The following is a 17,560-nucleotide window of genomic DNA, read 5'->3' on the forward strand; positions in this document are numbered from 1 at the left end:
TTGTGTGTTAAAAAAGTACCTAAGATTTATAAAATGGTTTTTTAACGAGAGCTCTATTGTCAGCAATAAATATTTAACGTTGAATAACGTTATTCAACGACATGGAGTAAGTGTATGAAAAAAAATTGGATATTCCTTGGCTGCCTACTTTCTTTAGGGGCAATAACTGCCCATGCGGAGGAGATTGGTTCCGTTGATACGGTATTTAAATTGCTGGGACCTGACCATAAAATTGTGGTTGAAGCCTTCGATGACCCTGATGTTAAAAATGTAACTTGTTATATCAGCCGGGCAAAAACCGGTGGTATCAAGGGGGGATTAGGATTAGCGGAAGATACTTCTGATGCCGCCATTTCTTGTCAGCAAGTCGGGCCAATCGAGTTAAGTGACAAAATTAAGAATAGGAAATCTGAAGGTTCGGTGGTTTTCCAGAAGCGGACATCATTGGTCTTTAAAAAGCTACAAGTGGTTCGTTTCTATGACCCGAACCGTAATGCTTTAGTTTATCTCACTTACTCAGACAGGATTGTCGACGGTTCACCGAAAAATGCGATAAGTGCAGTGCCAATCATGCCTTGGTAATAATGCTACAAAAGTAAAAGCCAGCATTTGTAGCTGGCTTTTTTTATAGTAGACAGGCAGAGATTTACTCTTCCAGGTCACCACAGAAACGATAACCTTCACCATGGATAGTGGCGATGATTTCAGGGGTGTCCGGCGTAGATTCGAAATGCTTACGAATACGACGGATGGTGACGTCAACCGTACGATCATGCGGCTTCAGCTCGCGGCCAGTCATTTTCTTCAGCAATTCACCACGGGACTGAATCTTGCCTGGATTTTCACAAAAGTGCAGCATGGCGCGGAACTCACTGCGTGGCAGTTTATAATGCTCGCCAGCAGGGCTTATCAGTGAGCGGCTATTGATATCCAGCTCCCAGCCATTGAATTTATAGCTTTCAACCAAGCGGCGTTCTTCACCTACGCTACCCAAATTCATGGTGCGTGACAGCAGGTTACGTGCCCGAATGGTTAATTCGCGCGGATTGAAAGGTTTGGTGATGTAATCATCAGCACCAATTTCCAAACCAAGGATCTTGTCAACTTCGTTATCACGACCTGTCAGGAACATTAGGGCAACACTTGCTTGTTCACGAAGTTCTCGTGCTAGCAACAGGCCATTTTTGCCCGGCAGATTGATGTCCATGATAACTAAGTTGATATCATTCTCAGACAGAATGTGGTGCATTTCTGCGCCATCATTGGCCTCATGAACCACATAGCCTTCCGCCTCGAAAATGCTCTTCAGGGTGTTACGAGTAACGATCTCGTCTTCTACGATCAGAATGTGCGGGGTCTGCATGTTTGCTACCTAAAATTGCCAACAAAATAGAAATAGGAAGTACAGAAGTCTTTGTTATATTAGGATTTTTATTGACTTGTTACTCGTCATCCCGTTCATCACATGACTAAAGTACGTAAACGCGTTCTTGATGCACTTTCCATCAACGTCAACAACATCACTAGCTTGGTCGGGGTGTTACTCCCTACAGCCCCAAAGGTGACAAAAGCGGCGCATATCCTAACCTTATTAACAGCAATATAACAGTGTGAGCCGAATGTACCACCCAACAAAACTACGCTTTGTTGACATATATCAAATTCAATTGTAGCACGTTAACACTTTTGTGAAAAAGACTTACAAGAATACCAGCTTAAGCGATAGTTGGTTAAATTATGTGATCGATTCAGTGTTATTAATATTAAAAATTGGAAGACAGACGTAACAAAAAAATGAAATTTCTAATCTATTGATTTTTATTGTTTAAAATCAATATTCTTTCGACATAAAGCCAATGAACAGCTTTTTCTTGTCAGCGGTCTATTTCATCGAAAAGCATAAGAAGAATTATCATCAATGTTAGTCAAATGTAAAGTGAAGTGACAAAGTTTTCATTTTTGTTGCGTTTAAAACCATTTGAACCCATAGCCAGTCTATTTTGTCCCTTCAATGAGGTTTTATCCTGTAGCGGGTATCGATTGTCTGCCAGGAGGATTCATATCATTAAGGTGAAAAAAAATGAGTAAAGTTAATTGTATTGACCAAGGCTAATTAAATAGTTTTATTCCCTATTATTTTAGGGGGATTTTTATGTGTATCCGCTGATAATGCTTCCTGAATTAGACGATTACCCATTATACGGGGGCTAATTTCTTGGTGGCGGCGGATGAAAAAATTTGACTTGAGAGGACGATTGCTTTAACCAATAGAGGGAGAACTTAATTTACGAGACAGACAGAGACATGCGATACATCAGCCTGAACACAACAATTATTACCACCACCGAAACCACAGGTTACGGGGCGGGCTGACGCGTACAGGAAACAACAAAAAAAAGCCCGCACCTAGACAGTGCGGGCTTTTTTTTTCAATCAAATCTTTGCAAAAAAGTTTGCGATAAAAATAGCGCGAAAGCGGGAGAAAACCAGAAATGCGAGTGCTGAAATTTGGCGGGACATCAGTAGCAAATGCAGAACGCTTTATGCGTGTTGCCGATATCATTGAAAATAATGCGCGTCAGGGGCAAGTGGCTACGGTGTTATCCGCTCCCGCTAAAATTACTAATCACCTGGTTGCGATGATTGACAAAATGGTCGCTGGGCAAGATATCTCACCAAATATTAGCGATGCAGAGCGGATTTTTTCCGAGTTGCTGCGTGGATTGGCTGATGCGCAACCCGGTTTAGACTATGAACGCCTGAAAGCACTGGTGGCCCATGAGTTTGCGCAACTCAAACATGTTTTGCACGGTATCTCTTTGCTGGGTCAATGCCCGGAGAGTATCAATGCCTCAATCATCTGCCGTGGCGAAAAACTTTCCATTGCCATCATGGAAGCGGTATTCCAAGCCAAAGGTTATAAAGTCAGCGTGATTGATCCGGTGGAGAAATTGCTGGCTCATGGCCATTACCTTGAATCCACAGTTGATATCACTGAGTCAACCCGCCGTATCGGTTCCAGTGCTATTCCTGCTGACCACATCATCCTGATGGCGGGTTTCACCGCCGGTAATGATAAAGGTGAGCTGGTGGTGCTGGGCCGTAATGGTTCCGACTATTCCGCTGCTGCTCTGGCGGCGTGTTTACGTGCTGACTGTTGTGAGATCTGGACTGATGTTGATGGGGTATATACTTGTGACCCGCGTGTTGTTCCTGATGCGCGATTGTTGAAATCGATGTCATATCAAGAGGCTATGGAACTTTCCTATTTTGGTGCCTCAGTTCTCCACCCTCGTACTATTGCTCCCATTGCCCAATTCCAAATTCCTTGCCTGATTAAAAATACCTCGAACCCACAAGCACCCGGCACCTTAATTGGTGGCGAGAGCAGCGACGATGGCTTCCCGGTTAAAGGCATCACCAACCTGAATAATATGGCGATGATTAACGTCTCAGGTCCCGGCATGAAAGGGATGGTCGGTATGGCAGCCCGTGTCTTTGCGGTAATGTCTCGCAGCGGTATTTCAGTGGTGCTGATTACTCAGTCATCTTCTGAATACAGCATCAGTTTCTGTGTGCCGCAGTCAGAGCTATCCCGCGCCCGTAGAGCACTGGAAGACGAGTTCTATCTGGAGCTGAAAGACGGCCTGCTGGAGCCTTTGGATGTCATGGAGCATCTGGCGATCATCTCAGTGGTCGGTGATGGTATGCGCACCCTGCGTGGGATTTCGGCCCGTTTCTTCTCAGCGCTGGCCCGTGCCAATATCAATATCATTGCCATTGCTCAAGGTTCATCTGAGCGCTCTATTTCGGTGGTAGTCAGCAATGATGCAGCCACTACCGGTGTGCGTGTTTGCCATCAGATGCTGTTCAATACCGATCAGGTTATTGAAGTGTTTGTCATTGGTGTTGGTGGCGTCGGTGGGGCATTAATCGAGCAAATCTATCGTCAACAACCTTGGCTGAAACAGCGCCATATTGACTTGCGCGTCTGTGGTATTGCCAACTCCAAAGCCATGCTGACCAATGTGCACGGTATTGCGCTGGATAACTGGCGTCACGAGCTGGCCGAAGTGAAAGAGCCGTTTAACCTGAGCCGCCTGATTCGTCTGGTGAAAGAGTACCACTTGCTCAATCCGGTGATTGTTGATTGTACCTCCAGCCAGGCGGTGGCTGACCAATATGCTGATTTCTTGGCAGATGGTTTCCATGTTGTGACGCCAAACAAAAAAGCGAACACATCGTCGATGAATTATTACCGTCAGATGCGGGCAGCGGCGGCGAAATCCTGCCGTAAATTCTTGTATGACACCAACGTAGGCGCTGGCTTACCGGTAATCGAAAACTTACAGAATTTGCTTAATGCTGGTGACGAGCTGATGCGTTTCTCTGGCATTCTGTCTGGCTCACTCTCCTTTATTTTCGGTAAGCTCGACGAAGGGATGACATTATCGGAGGCGACGTTGCAAGCCAAGGCGCTGGGGTATACCGAGCCCGACCCACGTGATGACCTTTCCGGGATGGACGTTGCGCGTAAATTGTTGATCTTGGCCCGTGAAGCAGGGTACAAACTTGAGCTGACGGATATTGAGGTTGAGTCAGTTCTGCCAGCAAGCTTTGATGCTTCAGGTGATGTCGATAGCTTCCTCGCGCGCCTGCCATCACTGGATGCTGAGTTCACTCGTCTGGTGGCAGATGCCAGCGAGCAGGGCAAAGTGCTGCGTTATGTCGGGGTTATCGAAGAAGGGCGTTGTATTGTCCGGATGGATGCTGTGGACGGTAACGACCCACTGTATAAAGTTAAAAATGGTGAGAATGCGTTGGCCTTCTATACCCACTATTATCAGCCAATTCCGTTGGTACTTCGCGGATATGGTGCGGGTAATGACGTGACTGCTGCCGGGGTGTTCGCCGATCTTTTACGCACATTATCATGGAAGTTGGGAGTTTAAATATGGTTAAGATCTATGCTCCGGCATCGATTGGCAATGTCAGCGTCGGGTTTGATGTGCTGGGTGCGGCGGTTTCACCGATTGACGGCACCTTGCTGGGTGATTGTGTCAGTGTGACGGCGGCAGAGAGTTTTAGTCTGCGCAATGAAGGCCGTTTTGTCAGTAAACTGCCTGACGACCCGAAACAGAATATTGTTTATCAATGCTGGGAGCGTTTTTGCCAAGAAATGGGCAAAGAGATCCCGGTGGCGATGGTATTGGAAAAGAATATGCCGATTGGCTCAGGGCTGGGGTCTAGCGCCTGTTCGGTGGTTGCCGGGTTGATGGCAATGAACGAATTTTGTGGCCAGCCGTTGGACAAAGTCACCTTGCTTGGCCTGATGGGGGAACTGGAAGGGCGGGTATCCGGGAGTGTTCATTTTGATAATGTTGCACCGTGCTATTTGGGTGGAATGCAGCTGATTCTTGAGCAGGATGGCTATATTAGCCAAGAAGTGCCTGGTTTTGATGACTGGCTGTGGGTGATGGCATATCCGGGCATCAAAGTGTCAACGGCTGAAGCGCGGGCGATTTTACCAGCACAGTATCGCCGTCAGGATTGCATCACGCACGGGCGCAATGTCGCCGGATTCATTCACGCCTGCCACACTCAGCAACCAGATTTGGCCGCTAAAATGATGAAAGATGTCATCGCCGAGCCTTATCGCACCCAATTATTGCCGGGCTTTGCGGCTGCGCGGCAAGCTGCGCATGATATCGGTGCATTGGCCTGTGGTATTTCCGGCTCCGGCCCGACTCTGTTTGCCGTCTGTAACGACTCAGAAACCGCGCAGCGTATGGCGAACTGGCTACAAAATCATTACCTGCAAAACGACGAAGGTTTTGTTCATATTTGCCGTCTGGATACCGCAGGCGCACGACTACTGGGATAACGCATGAAACTGTATAACCTTAAAGATCACAACGAGCAGGTCAGCTTCGCGCAAGCGATCACACAGGGCCTGGGCAAGCAGCAGGGGCTTTTTTTCCCGCTGGAATTACCTGAGTTTGAACTGACTGAAATTGATAAATTGCTGGATCTGGATTTTGTGACACGCAGCAGCCGTATTCTGTCTGCATTTATTGGTAGTGAAATTGCTCCCGAAGTCTTAACCAAACGCGTGCAGGCGGCTTTTGAGTTCCCGGCACCGGTAGCGCAGGTTGAGAATGATATCGCCGCACTGGAGCTGTTCCACGGCCCGACATTAGCATTCAAAGATTTCGGCGCACGTTTTATGGCGCAAATGCTGGCTGAAGTGGCAGGCGACCAGCCGGTGACTATCCTAACGGCGACCTCTGGCGACACCGGTGCAGCAGTAGCCCATGCGTTCTATGGCCTGAAAAACGTGCGTGTGGTTATCCTCTATCCCCGCGGCAAAATCAGCCCACTGCAGGAGAAACTGTTCTGTACATTGGGTGGCAATATTCACACCGTGGCAATTGATGGCGATTTTGATGCTTGTCAGGCACTGGTGAAACAAGCCTTTGATGATGAAGAGTTAAAGCAGGAATTGAGCCTTAACTCTGCTAACTCAATCAATATCAGCCGTTTATTGGCGCAAATCTGCTATTACTTTGAAGCCGTAGCCCAACTGCCACAAGAGGCACGTAATCAACTGGTTATCTCTGTGCCAAGTGGTAATTTTGGTGATTTGACGGCTGGCCTGCTGGCTAAATCCTTGGGATTGCCGGTTAAGCGTTTTATCGCCGCCACCAATGCCAATGATACCGTGCCGCGCTTCTTGGTTAATGGCCAGTGGCAGCCAAAACCTACGGTGGCGACGTTATCGAATGCCATGGATGTCAGTCAGCCAAATAACTGGCCACGGGTTGAAGAACTCTATCGCCGTAAAATCTGGCAGTTGAAGGATTTGGGCCATGGTGCGGTCAGTGATGATGTAACCAAAGACACCATGCGTGAGCTGGCTGGCTTGGGCTATATCTCAGAACCTCATGCTGCCATTGCTTACCGTGTTCTGCGTGACCAATTGCAAGATGGTGAATTCGGGTTGTTTATCGGAACTGCACATCCGGCGAAATTCAAAGAGAGCGTAGAAGAGATTCTGGGGCAAGAGTTGCCGTTGCCAAAACCACTGGCGGTACGGGCGAAATTACCTTTGCTATCCCACGATTTGTCAGCAGATTTTGCCGAATTACGTGGTTTCTTGATGGCCTTGCCGAAGTGATTTTTATGAGTTAGTTATTTAGCCAGGCTGTTGAGTAGGAGGGCCGGTCGGCCTCCTACTCCTGTGGCTGGCACGAGATATTGCCCGCTCACTCAACCCTCCATCCTTCAAACTCAGTCCCTAAACAACTTAATACCAAAACCTAATTTTCGCTTCGCTTAAATACCAACTCGTTTTTAGCTGATAACCCGGCATCAAATTCATAACCTTCCAAATTAAAATCAACCAGTTGCTCTGGTTTGGTCAATTTGTTTTGAATGATAAAACGACTCATAAGCCCGCGCGCTTTTTTGGCGTAGAAACTGATGATTTTATACTTCCCGTTTTTCTCATCCAAAAAGACCGGCTTAATCAGTGAACCGGTTAATTTGGCTGGTTTTACTGCCTTAAAGTACTCATCAGAAGCCAGATTAATCAGCACGTTATCGCCTTGCTGCTCCAGTGCCTGATTCAGTTTTTCGGTTATCTGATCACCCCAGAATGAATAGAGATCTTTGCCGTTTGGATTAGCCAGCTTAATCCCCATTTCCAGCCGATAAGGCTGCATCAGATCAAGCGGCCGTAGCACACCGTATAGACCAGAGAGCATACGCAAATGTTGTTGGGCAAAATCAAAATCAGCAGCGCTGAAATCTTGTACTTGCATCCCGGTGTAGACATCACCTTTAAAGGCCAGGATAGCCTGGCGCGCATTGTCCGGCGTGAAATCTGGCTGCCATTCGCTAAAGCGGGCGGCATTTAATCCCGCTAGTTTGTCGCTAATCCCCATCAGACTGCTGATTTGCGCGGGCGTCAACTCACGGCAAATCTCGATAAGTTGTTGTGATTTATCCAACATTTCAGGCTGAGTAAACTTCTTGGTCGCTAATGGACTTTGAAAATCAAGGGTTTTGGCTGGGGAAATAATAATAAGCATGGCGACATCCTATTTATTCCCGTCATACTTCAAGCTGCAGGTGTTGGCTGCATTCGTTCACCCCAGTCACTTACTTATGTAAGCTGCCAAGGACTCACTTATTTGCCATCTTCCTACTACTCGAATTATTTAGGGTATATCCAAATAACACACTGTAGCAAAAAGCAGCCGTCAGCTAAAAGAAGATTGGTCGATTGCTAAGATAGGTAGGCGGTCTGCCTGATAAGGGATATAGTTTTTACAACTTAGGTCTCCAATGACTGAAAACGTTGTTTGGCTAAATCGTCTCAGCACCACAATAATGGACTAAGTTGCTATTAACCTGCCGGTTTCCAGCTGTTTTAAAAGGCGAAAACGGTTGCGAATCGGATAGTGTTGGTTTGCGCCTTTTTTAGTCTGTTTAACTGCCTTGCACCGAGGCTTACGCATGTTATTATCAAGACAAGGCAGAGTGTCGAAATAGCCAATTGTGAGAAATAGCTAACATTGGAAAAGGGGTGATTAGCTGTTTCAACAGAGATAAAAAGCAGCGACATGCCAAAAGTTCATGCACATACGATGAGAAACGACAACATGACCGATAAACTTACTTCCCTACGTCAAATCACCACGGTAGTAGCAGATACTGGGGATATCGCGGCAATGAAACTGTATCAGCCGCAAGATGCAACCACCAACCCATCACTGATTCTGAATGCTGCGCAAATTCCTGAATACCGCAAACTGATTGATGAGGCTGTTGCTTGGGCGCGTGAACAAAGTAGCGACCATGCTCAACAGATCGTTGATGCGACAGACAAACTGGCTGTCAATATTGGTTTGGAAATTCTGAAGCTGATCCCAGGCCGTATTTCTACTGAAGTTGATGCCCGTCTGTCTTATGACACTGTTGCCAGCGTGGCAAAAGCCAAGCGTCTGATCAAAATGTATAACGAAGCTGGCATCAGCAATGACCGTATTCTGATCAAACTGGCTTCTACTTGGCAGGGTATTCGTGCTGCGGAACAGCTGGAAAAAGAAGGCATCAACTGTAACCTGACTCTGCTGTTCTCCTTCGCTCAGGCGCGTGCTTGTGCTGAAGCGGGTGTGTTCCTGATTTCACCCTTTGTTGGCCGTATTCTTGACTGGTATAAAGCCAATGGCGACAAAAAAGAGTTCGCACCAAACGAAGATCCAGGTGTTGTTTCCGTCACCGAGATTTACCAGTATTACAAAAAACACGGTTATAAGACTGTGGTTATGGGCGCAAGCTTCCGTAATCTGGGCGAAATCATCGAGTTGGCAGGTTGTGATCGCCTGACTATCGCGCCATCTTTGCTGAAAGAGCTGGCAGAAAGTGAAGGCCCGGTAGAGCGTAAATTGTCTTATACCGGTGAAGTCCAGGCTAAACCTGCTCCATTGACTGAAGCTGAGTTCTACTGGCAGCACAACCAAGACCCAATGGCGATTGATAAACTGGCTGATGGCATCCGTAAATTTGCCATCGACCAAGGCAAACTTGAGAAAATGATCTCAGACCTGCTGTAATTTCTATAGCTTGCAGTAATTGATTATCCGCAGTTATTCGATGAAAAGGTGGCGTAAGCCGCCTTTTTTATTGCCTGTCACTCGCGCCGGAGAGCAGTTCCAATGACGTTGAATATGCTATTATTCGCTACAGATAAAAGGCTTTTCGTCGAGGTAGTCATATGAATACATTACGTATCGGTTTAGTTTCAGTCTCAGATCGCGCGTCGAGTGGGGTATATCAAGATAAAGGAATTCCAGCATTGGAAGCGTGGTTGGCGAGCGCGTTAACGACCCCTTTTGAAATCGAAACCCGTCTTATCCCCGATGAACAAACGCTGATTGAGCAAACCCTGTGTGAGTTAGTCGATGAAATGGGTTGCCATTTGGTGCTGACTACGGGGGGAACGGGGCCGGCAAGACGTGATGTCACTCCTGACGCCACTCTGGCTATCGCTGATCGTCAAATGCCAGGTTTTGGCGAACAAATGCGTCAAATCAGCCTTCATTTCGTTCCTACCGCGATATTGTCTCGTCAGGTGGGGGTTATTCGTAAGCAAGCATTGATTATTAACTTACCTGGGCAGCCTAAATCGATCAAAGAAACCCTTGAAGGAGTGAAAGATGCTCAGTCAAAGGTTGTCGTCGCCGGTATTTTTGCCAGTGTACCTTATTGCATCCAATTATTGGACGGACCTTACGTCGAAACTAACAGTGAAGTGGTAGCGTCTTTTCGTCCTAAGAGTGCTGTTATTGGTGCAAAAGGCTAAATTAGAATTTTCTATAGCATAAAACTCCGTTGTAAGCGTGTGGGGAATTTTGTACGGTATAGTCATGTTTACTTTACAAAAAGTTGGAAATATTTTTCTTCCCCTACTCTGGTTTACTACGGTGTCATATGCCTCAAGAACTCAACTCAACTCAAAATGACTTATCCCAGTCTCATACTGGCCAACAGCATAATCATAATCGCCGGTTGAATAAGCAAGATTACAAAACACTCACGCTGGCCGCACTGGGCGGGGCGCTAGAGTTTTATGATTTCATCATCTTTGTCTTTTTTGCGGCGGTTATTGGTGACCTATTCTTCCCGACAGATATGCCAGAGTGGCTACGTCAGGTCCAAACATTCGGTATTTTTGCCGCCGGTTATCTGGCTCGTCCGCTGGGTGGCATCATCATGGCGCACTTTGGTGATTTGGTCGGCCGTAAAAAAATGTTCACTTTGAGTATTTTGTTAATGGCATTACCAACGCTGGCGATTGGTATGCTGCCAACTTATGCCTCTATCGGTATTGCTGCACCATTACTGCTGTTGCTGATGCGGGTATTACAAGGTGCGGCAATCGGTGGTGAAGTTCCCGGTGCATGGGTCTTTGTAGCTGAACATGTACCACGCCGGCGTATTGGCATCGCCTGCGGCACCTTAACAGCAGGCTTAACTGCTGGGATCTTGTTAGGTTCACTGGTAGCGACGGCGATGAACACCATGCTGAGTCATCAAGCTATTTTAGATGGCGGATGGCGGGTACCGTTCTTCCTCGGTGGGATTTTCGGCTTGTTTGCGATGTATTTACGCCGTTGGTTGCAAGAAACACCTATCTTCAAAGAGATGCAGGCCCGTAAAACCTTGGCAGACGAATTGCCCTTGAAATCTGTCGTGGTCAATCATAAGAAAGAAGTGTTTGTTTCAATGCTGCTGACTTGGCTGCTCTCGGCCGGTATTGTGGTCGTTATCCTGATGACGCCGACTTATTTACAGAAACAGTTTGGTGTTTTACCGGCACTGGCATTACAAGCTAATAGCTTGGCCATTGTTGCGTTGGTATTTGGCTGTGTGGTTGCAGGATTAGCGATTGATCGCTTTGGTGCCAGTAAGACCTTTATTATTGGTAGCTTGATGTTGGCTGTATCCACGTGGTCGTTTTATCACTCTAATTTGACTGATCCGACTCAACTGTTTAGCCATTATATGATGGCTGGCTTTTGTGTCGGTATTGTTGGGGCGGTACCTTATGTCATGGTGCGCGCTTTCCCTGCTGAAGTCCGTTTCACCGGTATTTCCTTCTCCTACAATGTGGCGTATGCCATTTTTGGTGGCCTGACACCTATTCTGGTGACTTTATTGATGAAGGTGACCCCAATGGCTCCAGCGTATTACATGTTGTTATTATCACTGGTAGGGCTGTTGTTAGGGATTTATCTGCGTAACGATATTAACAGTGATGTAAAAGTTCAGATAACCAAGAAGGTGATGGGCTAAATAACACTATCATCCAATAAGTCTTCGCACCAATAGCCCATGAATTTATGGGCTATTTTTTGCTCAAATAATTTTAAAACTCGTTTTTAAAATTAAAACCGAGTTTCTGTTTGACTCGTGCTGAAGGGTGAGAAATGACTTCAGAAAATAAAGTCCGAGCCCCTTGTCGTTGTAAATAGCGGGCAAGCTCACTGACTGCGGCGGTTCCTGCTCCCCTTACTGTTCCTTCACGTTCGGGGAATAACACATAATCTGGCAGTGTTGCTGATGCGACCAGTTCAACTTCACTTTGACTATTAAAACGGTCAGCCAGAATAATGGCTATAATTCTGCCATGTAGCTTGATGACTACATAAATTTCACCAGGACGGCGAATAATTAATCTCCGATGGATTATCCCGGTAACAATATGCCCAGCATGTAGGATTTTACTGAGCACGGTCTGTGTATCATCAGTAGTGGGATCTGCTCCCATATGTGTGCCTTGATACTGTTCTCCCCATTGAGCAATAGTTTCGCTGAGTCTTCTGCGCATAGCTTGCGCATTCTGAATTTCGGCATCTGACAGCTTTTCCTCTTCCTCAGGGGAGAGTGTTGTCAATATTTCCACTTCAAAGTTTAAGTCATGTTGCACAATAGGCTCATTTTGCACTATGAAAGTAGGTGGGATTGGTCTGTATATAAATGTATCTAATATTAACTCATAGACACCTAGAGGTAATAATTCCACTTGTGAGGGAGACTCATCCGATAAATAACGAAATCTGTTTCCTAAATAGCTAAGCTGCGCATAGTCAAAGGCGGTTCTGACATGATTAAAAGCATCTTCCGTATTTTTTTCCATTATTTTTTCTTTTACAGCATTGATTAATCGCTTTTCCACATCATGGTCTTTTACCTCGACCCCAGTGCTTCCCGTTCTAGTAATAGAATCTATAATTTGGCCAAAAAATACGGCATTCCAAGTTTCCAAACTATGGCCGAATAATAAGGTGAAATCAGTCATGATTTCTAGTGTCCAATCGATACAGTGAGGCTTTATTTGGCGAGTCTGACGTGAATTGAATAAAGAATAGATAGAAACCATGCAGGCTTTTGCGACGGCAGGTAAACTTAGTGATTGATTATGCTTAGTACTGTCAATATAGGTTAATAGCGCATAACTATTAAAGCTATTTATATCAGGTGGTTTTGTTCCGGTTAATGATTCTTTACTAAGTGGGCGACTGCTTCCGGCAATATGTAAAGTCTTACCTGCCGTATTATTATTGAAATATTGATGTGCACTAAATACAATGTTATCTAATTGTTGGCATTTACCTTGTGTAATATAGTTGTAAATATTTAGAAAAGGAGTGAAGGCACATATTATTTTGCTTGCTTTACTTATTTGATTTGCGTCTCTTTTTTTCTCTGATTTGATGCCAGTATCTGCTGTTAGTATCGTTTTGGCTAAAATGAGTGGTTTTTCTATATTGTAGTTTATTATTTCTATTTCTGGATTTTCTTTGATTGTATTTTGCCATTCAAATAATATGATGGGCGATATATCAACTAAGTTATTATTTAATGTTTGTATATATTGGGTTTTTACGATGCCATCTTCTATCTGTATAATAAATGATAGTCTATCTATCTCCTTGTGAAGACTAAAATAAAACTTACTGATCATACTCAGATCGGAAAATATAATATTACCTTTATTCAGGCTAATTGTCGGGCCACCGAATAATTTAATGTCATAAGTGGTATCTCTATAAATTCCTTCACTATTAAAAACAAGGAGTAATTGTTTGTTTTTTAGAAGAGTATTATCCCAATAACTACCGAATGCATCAGTTAGGTTTATCCTACGCCTTCCTATAATAATACATTGTTGATCACAATTAAGTTCTTTGCTTTCTGTTGCTTTCATGCCGGTTATTTCACTGTCCATTCCTAGTGATTTTAAACCATTAACAGTAATACTTTCGGTTAGCTCGAAAAAAGGTGCATTGAAATTGTCATTTTTATAAATTGTCGCCATCATCCCATCAGGGATGGTAATTGATTTGATACTATCGTTATGAACAAGAAGTACATTTCGGTCAGAATTAATTATTCCCTGACTGTCATGATATAAGTCTATTTGTTGATTTGACGCTAAGCAAGTACTGTCGCCTTGATAATTGTCTTCAGTATAAAAACAGATTGCAGGTTCTATTTGATAGGATTTTATTTTTTGATATAAACCTGATGATATTAATTCTGGTAGATTAATATCATTCTTTAACTTTTTCTTGGTGCCGGAAAAATTAATACCATCATAAATAGTGATAATCATTCCCGGTGGTACTGAAATAGAAGCGATACCATGATCAAAATTATCATCATAGTTATAGGTGGAGTTTGCCTCACTTTCTTCCGCACAAAATGACTCTCCTTGATAATCGGCTAATTCATAAAAACAGATTTTTGCCTCATCTGACCAAGTTGATTGTGAAATTATTAATATAGTGCTAGCGAATAGTTTTGTGACTATCTTCATAGGTGACCTTTAGGTTTCTTGTTATTCATTCAATATTATCAACGGTATTGATATGTTATCTGACGAGTTCTTTATTTTCTTTATCTATTTTAATTATTCTATTTAACTATTTTATAGTATTAATAAATAGATATGTTTTCATATGTAATAATCAGGTTATATATAAGAGCTGCTTGCAGAGGTGCTACGATAAATTAAGTATAAAAAAGCCCCCTAAATATTAACACTTAGGGGGCTAGAAAATATAAACTCTTTAAGTGAGTTGTAATTAAGCTACAGCTTGTGCTGGTAAAGTTTGGCTCGGTTCGCCAATTGGCAGCACTGTACGGCCATATTGTTCATTCAATACTTCTGCCATTGCCAGGTAAATTGCGCTAGCACCACAGATAATGCCTTCGAAACCAGCGAAAACCAGCAGCGAATGGTTACCGGTGAAGTTACCGACCGCCAGCAGAGCAAACAACAGCGTCAAGCTACCGAAAACAAACTGTAAGGCACGGTTAGCTGGCAAGGTGCCGAAGAACATAAACAGCGTGAAGATACCCCATAGGCCTAAATAAACGCCAAGGAATTGCGCATCAGTTGCTTCCGCCATGCCCATTTTCGGCAACATTAGCAAACCGACCAGGCTCAACCAGAATGCACCATAGGAGGTAAATGCTGTTGCAGCAAAAGTATTGCCTTTCTTATATTCCAGCATACCCGCTAGAATTTGTGCCAGACCGCCGTAAAAAATCCCCATACTCAAAATAACAGAGGTCAGGGGAAAGAAGCCTGCGTTGTGCAGGTTAAGCAAGACGGTGGTCATCCCAAAGCCCATCAGGCCTAATGGGCCAGGATTCGCCAACTTGGTGGTGTTCATAAGTCCTCTGCAAGTAACAGAATGCCAATAAAAAAGGATAATTATCCGAATAAGTATAAGGCGCCTGAATGACTAAAAAGTCGTCTATTCCCTCAGTGCGCGCGGCATCATAATGATCTGCGCGATTGGAAACAATGATCTTGAAGGTGATAAAAAGTAATTTTTTTTCATCTCCCCCCTTGATGCTGCGTTTCGTGGCCCCATCTTATTCCCAACCGCAAGGACTAATCGTGGATCAGCGGAAACATACATCAGTAGAAATCTGGGTGTGAAATCATTGATTGTGAAAATACGGGCAGTTGAAAATAAACAATCCGCCCACATATAGATTAGTAACTTGACCGAATATGACTTTTTAGTGGAGGCGTTCTAGATGGGTAAAATTATTGGTATCGACTTGGGTACTACCAACTCTTGTGTAGCAATTATGGATGGCACAACTGCGCGCGTGCTGGAAAACGCCGAAGGCGATCGCACAACGCCTTCTATTATTGCGTATACCCAAGATGGTGAGATTCTGGTTGGTCAACCAGCTAAACGTCAGGCTGTCACTAACGCAGAAAACACACTGTTTGCTATTAAGCGTTTGATTGGCCGTCGTTTCCAAGACGAAGAAGCACAGCGTGATAAGAGCATCATGCCGTACAAAATCGTTGCTGCTGATAATGGTGACGCTTGGCTGGAAGTGAGAGGCCAGAAAATTGCACCACCGCAGATTTCTGCTGAAGTGCTGAAGAAAATGAAGAAAACGGCTGAAGATTATCTGGGCGAACCAGTGACTGAGGCAGTTATCACTGTACCTGCATACTTTAACGATGCTCAGCGTCAGGCAACCAAAGATGCTGGCCGTATCGCAGGTCTGGAAGTAAAACGTATCATTAACGAGCCAACCGCAGCAGCATTAGCCTATGGTTTGGATAAAGAAGTCGGCAACCGTACTATTGCGGTTTATGACCTCGGTGGTGGTACTTTCGATATCTCAATTATCGAAATCGACGAAGTTGATGGCGAAAAAACCTTTGAAGTTCTGGCAACCAACGGTGACACCCACTTGGGTGGTGAAGACTTCGATAGCCGCTTGATCAACTACTTGGTTGATGAGTTTAAGAAAGACCAGGGCATGGATCTGCGTACCGATCCACTGGCAATGCAGCGCCTGAAAGAAGCGGCTGAAAAAGCGAAAATTGAGCTGTCTTCAGCTCAGCAGACCGACGTCAACCTGCCGTACATCACGGCTGATGGCAATGGTCCAAAACACATGAACATCAAAGTGACCCGCGCTAAATTGGAGTCACTGGTAGAAGATTTGGTAAACCGTTCTATTGAACCACTGAAAGTGGCTCTGCAGGATGCTGGCCTGTCTGTTTCCGACATCCAGGACGTTATCCTGGTTGGTGGTCAGACTCGTATGCCAATGGTTCAGAAGAAAGTTGCTGATTTCTTCGGTAAAGAACCACGTAAAGACGTTAACCCAGATGAAGCTGTAGCTATTGGTGCGGCAGTGCAGGGTGGTGTTCTGTCTGGTGAAGTGAAAGACGTTCTGTTGCTGGACGTTACCCCACTGTCACTGGGTATTGAAACCATGGGTGGTGTGATGACTCCGCTTATCACTAAAAACACCACTATCCCAACTAAGCACAGCCAGGTGTTCTCTACTGCGGAAGACAACCAGTCTGCAGTAACCATCCATGTGCTTCAGGGTGAGCGTAAACGTGCCCAGGATAACAAATCTCTGGGTCAGTTCAATCTGGACGGTATCCAAGCTGCACCTCGCGGCATGGCGCAAATCGAAGTGACCTTTGATATCGACGCCGATGGTATTTTGCATGTGTCTGCTAAAGACAAAAATACCGGTCGTGAGCAGAAGATCACTATCAAGGCATCTTCTGGTTTGAACGAGGAAGAGATCCAGAAAATGGTACGCGATGCGGAAGCTAACGCTGAAGCAGACCGCAAGTTTGAAGAGCTGGTACAGACTCGCAACCAGGCTGACCATCTGATTCACGGCACTCGTAAACAGTTGGAAGAAGCCGGTGACAAGCTGCCAGCTGAAGATAAAACTGCAATCGAAGATGCGGTGAAAGCTTTGGAAGCTGCGCTGAAAGGCGAAGACAAAGCTGAAATTGAAGCGAAAACTCAGGCTCTGGTGCAAGTTTCTGGCAAGTTGCTGGAAATGGCTCAGCAGCAGCAAGCTGCCGCAGGCGGTGATGCTGGTGATACCAGTGCCAAGAAAGAAGACGACGTCGTAGACGCCGAATTCGAAGAAGTGAAAGACAAAAAATAATCGCCCTTAAGCGGGCACAGCAGTG

Annotated in this window: 14 protein-coding genes and 1 other annotated feature; of the genes, 10 read left to right on the forward strand and 4 right to left on the reverse strand. The window is 45.0% G+C overall.

The features are described 5' to 3' along the window. The first annotated feature begins 114 nt into the window (after positions 1–114). A complete protein-coding gene (creA, locus tag DJ58_RS05790) occupies positions 115–582 on the forward strand; it encodes a protein CreA (protein WP_004706048.1) in 468 nt (155 codons plus the stop codon). A gap of 64 nt (positions 583–646) precedes the next feature. Here creA and arcA read toward each other — a convergent pair whose 3' ends face one another. Further along, positions 647–1,363: a two-component system response regulator ArcA gene (gene arcA / locus DJ58_RS05785; protein WP_004706052.1), complete on the reverse strand. Its 717-nt coding sequence runs from the start codon at positions 1,361–1,363 to the stop codon at positions 647–649. Positions 1,364–1,465: 102 nt separating this feature from the next. On the opposite strand from arcA, the gene yjjY reads away from it, so the two are divergent. The 5 genes from yjjY to thrC all read left to right on the forward strand — a co-directional run bounded on the left by yjjY (position 1,466) and on the right by thrC (position 7,177). After that, complete coding sequence (yjjY, locus tag DJ58_RS23925; RefSeq protein ID WP_004706054.1) at positions 1,466–1,606, forward strand: YjjY family protein; 141 nt, start codon at positions 1,466–1,468, stop codon at positions 1,604–1,606. 698 nt (positions 1,607–2,304) lie between these two features. After that, the gene (gene thrL / locus DJ58_RS22845; protein ID WP_002231504.1) at positions 2,305–2,373 is read left to right on the forward strand and encodes a thr operon leader peptide; all 69 of its coding nucleotides are present in this window, start codon (positions 2,305–2,307) and stop codon (positions 2,371–2,373) included. Next, positions 2,312–2,430: a sequence feature (Thr leader region), on the forward strand. Its footprint overlaps the gene before it by 62 nt. A gap of 62 nt (positions 2,431–2,492) precedes the next feature. Next, the gene (gene thrA / locus DJ58_RS05780) at positions 2,493–4,952 is read left to right on the forward strand and encodes a bifunctional aspartate kinase/homoserine dehydrogenase I (RefSeq protein ID WP_004706056.1); all 2,460 of its coding nucleotides are present in this window, start codon (positions 2,493–2,495) and stop codon (positions 4,950–4,952) included. A 2-nt stretch (positions 4,953–4,954) separates the two neighbouring features. Continuing rightward, positions 4,955–5,884 carry a homoserine kinase gene (thrB, locus tag DJ58_RS05775; protein ID WP_004706057.1) on the forward strand — a complete coding sequence of 310 codons (930 nt, stop codon included), beginning with the start codon at positions 4,955–4,957 and terminating at the stop codon, positions 5,882–5,884. Positions 5,885–5,887: 3 nt separating this feature from the next. After that, positions 5,888–7,177 carry a threonine synthase gene (thrC, locus tag DJ58_RS05770; RefSeq protein WP_004706060.1) on the forward strand — a complete coding sequence of 430 codons (1,290 nt, stop codon included), beginning with the start codon at positions 5,888–5,890 and terminating at the stop codon, positions 7,175–7,177. A 142-nt stretch (positions 7,178–7,319) separates the two neighbouring features. Here the strand turns inward: thrC and yaaA are convergent, their stop codons facing one another. Beyond that, positions 7,320–8,093: a peroxide stress protein YaaA gene (yaaA, locus tag DJ58_RS05765; protein ID WP_004706063.1), complete on the reverse strand. Its 774-nt coding sequence runs from the start codon at positions 8,091–8,093 to the stop codon at positions 7,320–7,322. 573 nt (positions 8,094–8,666) lie between these two features. Between yaaA and tal the strand changes: the two genes are divergently transcribed. The 3 genes from tal (at position 8,667) to DJ58_RS05750 (ending at position 11,862) form a co-directional block, all read left to right on the forward strand. Further along, on the forward strand, positions 8,667–9,620 hold the full coding sequence (gene tal, locus DJ58_RS05760; protein WP_004706065.1) for a transaldolase: 954 nt from the start codon (positions 8,667–8,669) through the stop codon (positions 9,618–9,620). A gap of 161 nt (positions 9,621–9,781) precedes the next feature. Continuing rightward, a complete protein-coding gene (mog, locus tag DJ58_RS05755) occupies positions 9,782–10,369 on the forward strand; it encodes a molybdopterin adenylyltransferase (RefSeq protein ID WP_004706066.1) in 588 nt (195 codons plus the stop codon). Positions 10,370–10,497: 128 nt separating this feature from the next. Then, positions 10,498–11,862 carry an MFS transporter gene (locus DJ58_RS05750; protein ID WP_004706069.1) on the forward strand — a complete coding sequence of 455 codons (1,365 nt, stop codon included), beginning with the start codon at positions 10,498–10,500 and terminating at the stop codon, positions 11,860–11,862. A gap of 73 nt (positions 11,863–11,935) precedes the next feature. On the opposite strand, the gene DJ58_RS05745 is transcribed toward DJ58_RS05750, so the two are convergent. Together DJ58_RS05745 and satP are read right to left on the reverse strand one after the other, a co-directional pair. Beyond that, complete coding sequence (locus tag DJ58_RS05745; protein WP_032913266.1) at positions 11,936–14,389, reverse strand: GNAT family N-acetyltransferase; 2,454 nt, start codon at positions 14,387–14,389, stop codon at positions 11,936–11,938. Between the two features lie 268 nt (positions 14,390–14,657). Next, positions 14,658–15,251, reverse strand: a complete 594-nt coding sequence (gene satP / locus DJ58_RS05740) for an acetate uptake transporter (RefSeq protein WP_004706074.1) — start codon at positions 15,249–15,251, stop codon at positions 14,658–14,660. A 373-nt stretch (positions 15,252–15,624) separates the two neighbouring features. On the opposite strand from satP, the gene dnaK reads away from it, so the two are divergent. Beyond that, entirely contained in the window at positions 15,625–17,535 is a 1,911-nt protein-coding gene (gene dnaK, locus DJ58_RS05735; protein ID WP_004706076.1) for a molecular chaperone DnaK, read from the forward strand. The last annotated feature ends 25 nt before the right edge of the window (positions 17,536–17,560 follow it).

This window comes from Yersinia frederiksenii ATCC 33641 (genome assembly GCF_000754805.1).
Classification (GTDB): Bacteria; Pseudomonadota; Gammaproteobacteria; order Enterobacterales; family Enterobacteriaceae; genus Yersinia; species Yersinia frederiksenii.

Excerpts from the sequence above, each read along its gene's own strand:
- DJ58_RS05745 (WP_032913266.1), bottom strand. The coding sequence starts at position 14,389 with ATGAAGATAGTCACAAAACTATTCGCTAGCACTATATTAATAATTTCA.
- thrA (WP_004706056.1), top strand. The coding sequence starts at position 2,493 with ATGCGAGTGCTGAAATTTGGCGGGACATCAGTAGCAAATGCAGAACGC.
- dnaK (WP_004706076.1), top strand. The coding sequence starts at position 15,625 with ATGGGTAAAATTATTGGTATCGACTTGGGTACTACCAACTCTTGTGTA.
- DJ58_RS05750 (WP_004706069.1), top strand. The coding sequence starts at position 10,498 with ATGCCTCAAGAACTCAACTCAACTCAAAATGACTTATCCCAGTCTCAT.
- mog (WP_004706066.1), top strand. The coding sequence starts at position 9,782 with ATGAATACATTACGTATCGGTTTAGTTTCAGTCTCAGATCGCGCGTCG.
- creA (WP_004706048.1), top strand. The coding sequence starts at position 115 with ATGAAAAAAAATTGGATATTCCTTGGCTGCCTACTTTCTTTAGGGGCA.
- yjjY (WP_004706054.1), top strand. The coding sequence starts at position 1,466 with ATGACTAAAGTACGTAAACGCGTTCTTGATGCACTTTCCATCAACGTC.
- thrB (WP_004706057.1), top strand. The coding sequence starts at position 4,955 with ATGGTTAAGATCTATGCTCCGGCATCGATTGGCAATGTCAGCGTCGGG.
- satP (WP_004706074.1), bottom strand. The coding sequence starts at position 15,251 with ATGAACACCACCAAGTTGGCGAATCCTGGCCCATTAGGCCTGATGGGC.
- tal (WP_004706065.1), top strand. The coding sequence starts at position 8,667 with ATGACCGATAAACTTACTTCCCTACGTCAAATCACCACGGTAGTAGCA.
- thrC (WP_004706060.1), top strand. The coding sequence starts at position 5,888 with ATGAAACTGTATAACCTTAAAGATCACAACGAGCAGGTCAGCTTCGCG.
- arcA (WP_004706052.1), bottom strand. The coding sequence starts at position 1,363 with ATGCAGACCCCGCACATTCTGATCGTAGAAGACGAGATCGTTACTCGT.
- yaaA (WP_004706063.1), bottom strand. The coding sequence starts at position 8,093 with ATGCTTATTATTATTTCCCCAGCCAAAACCCTTGATTTTCAAAGTCCA.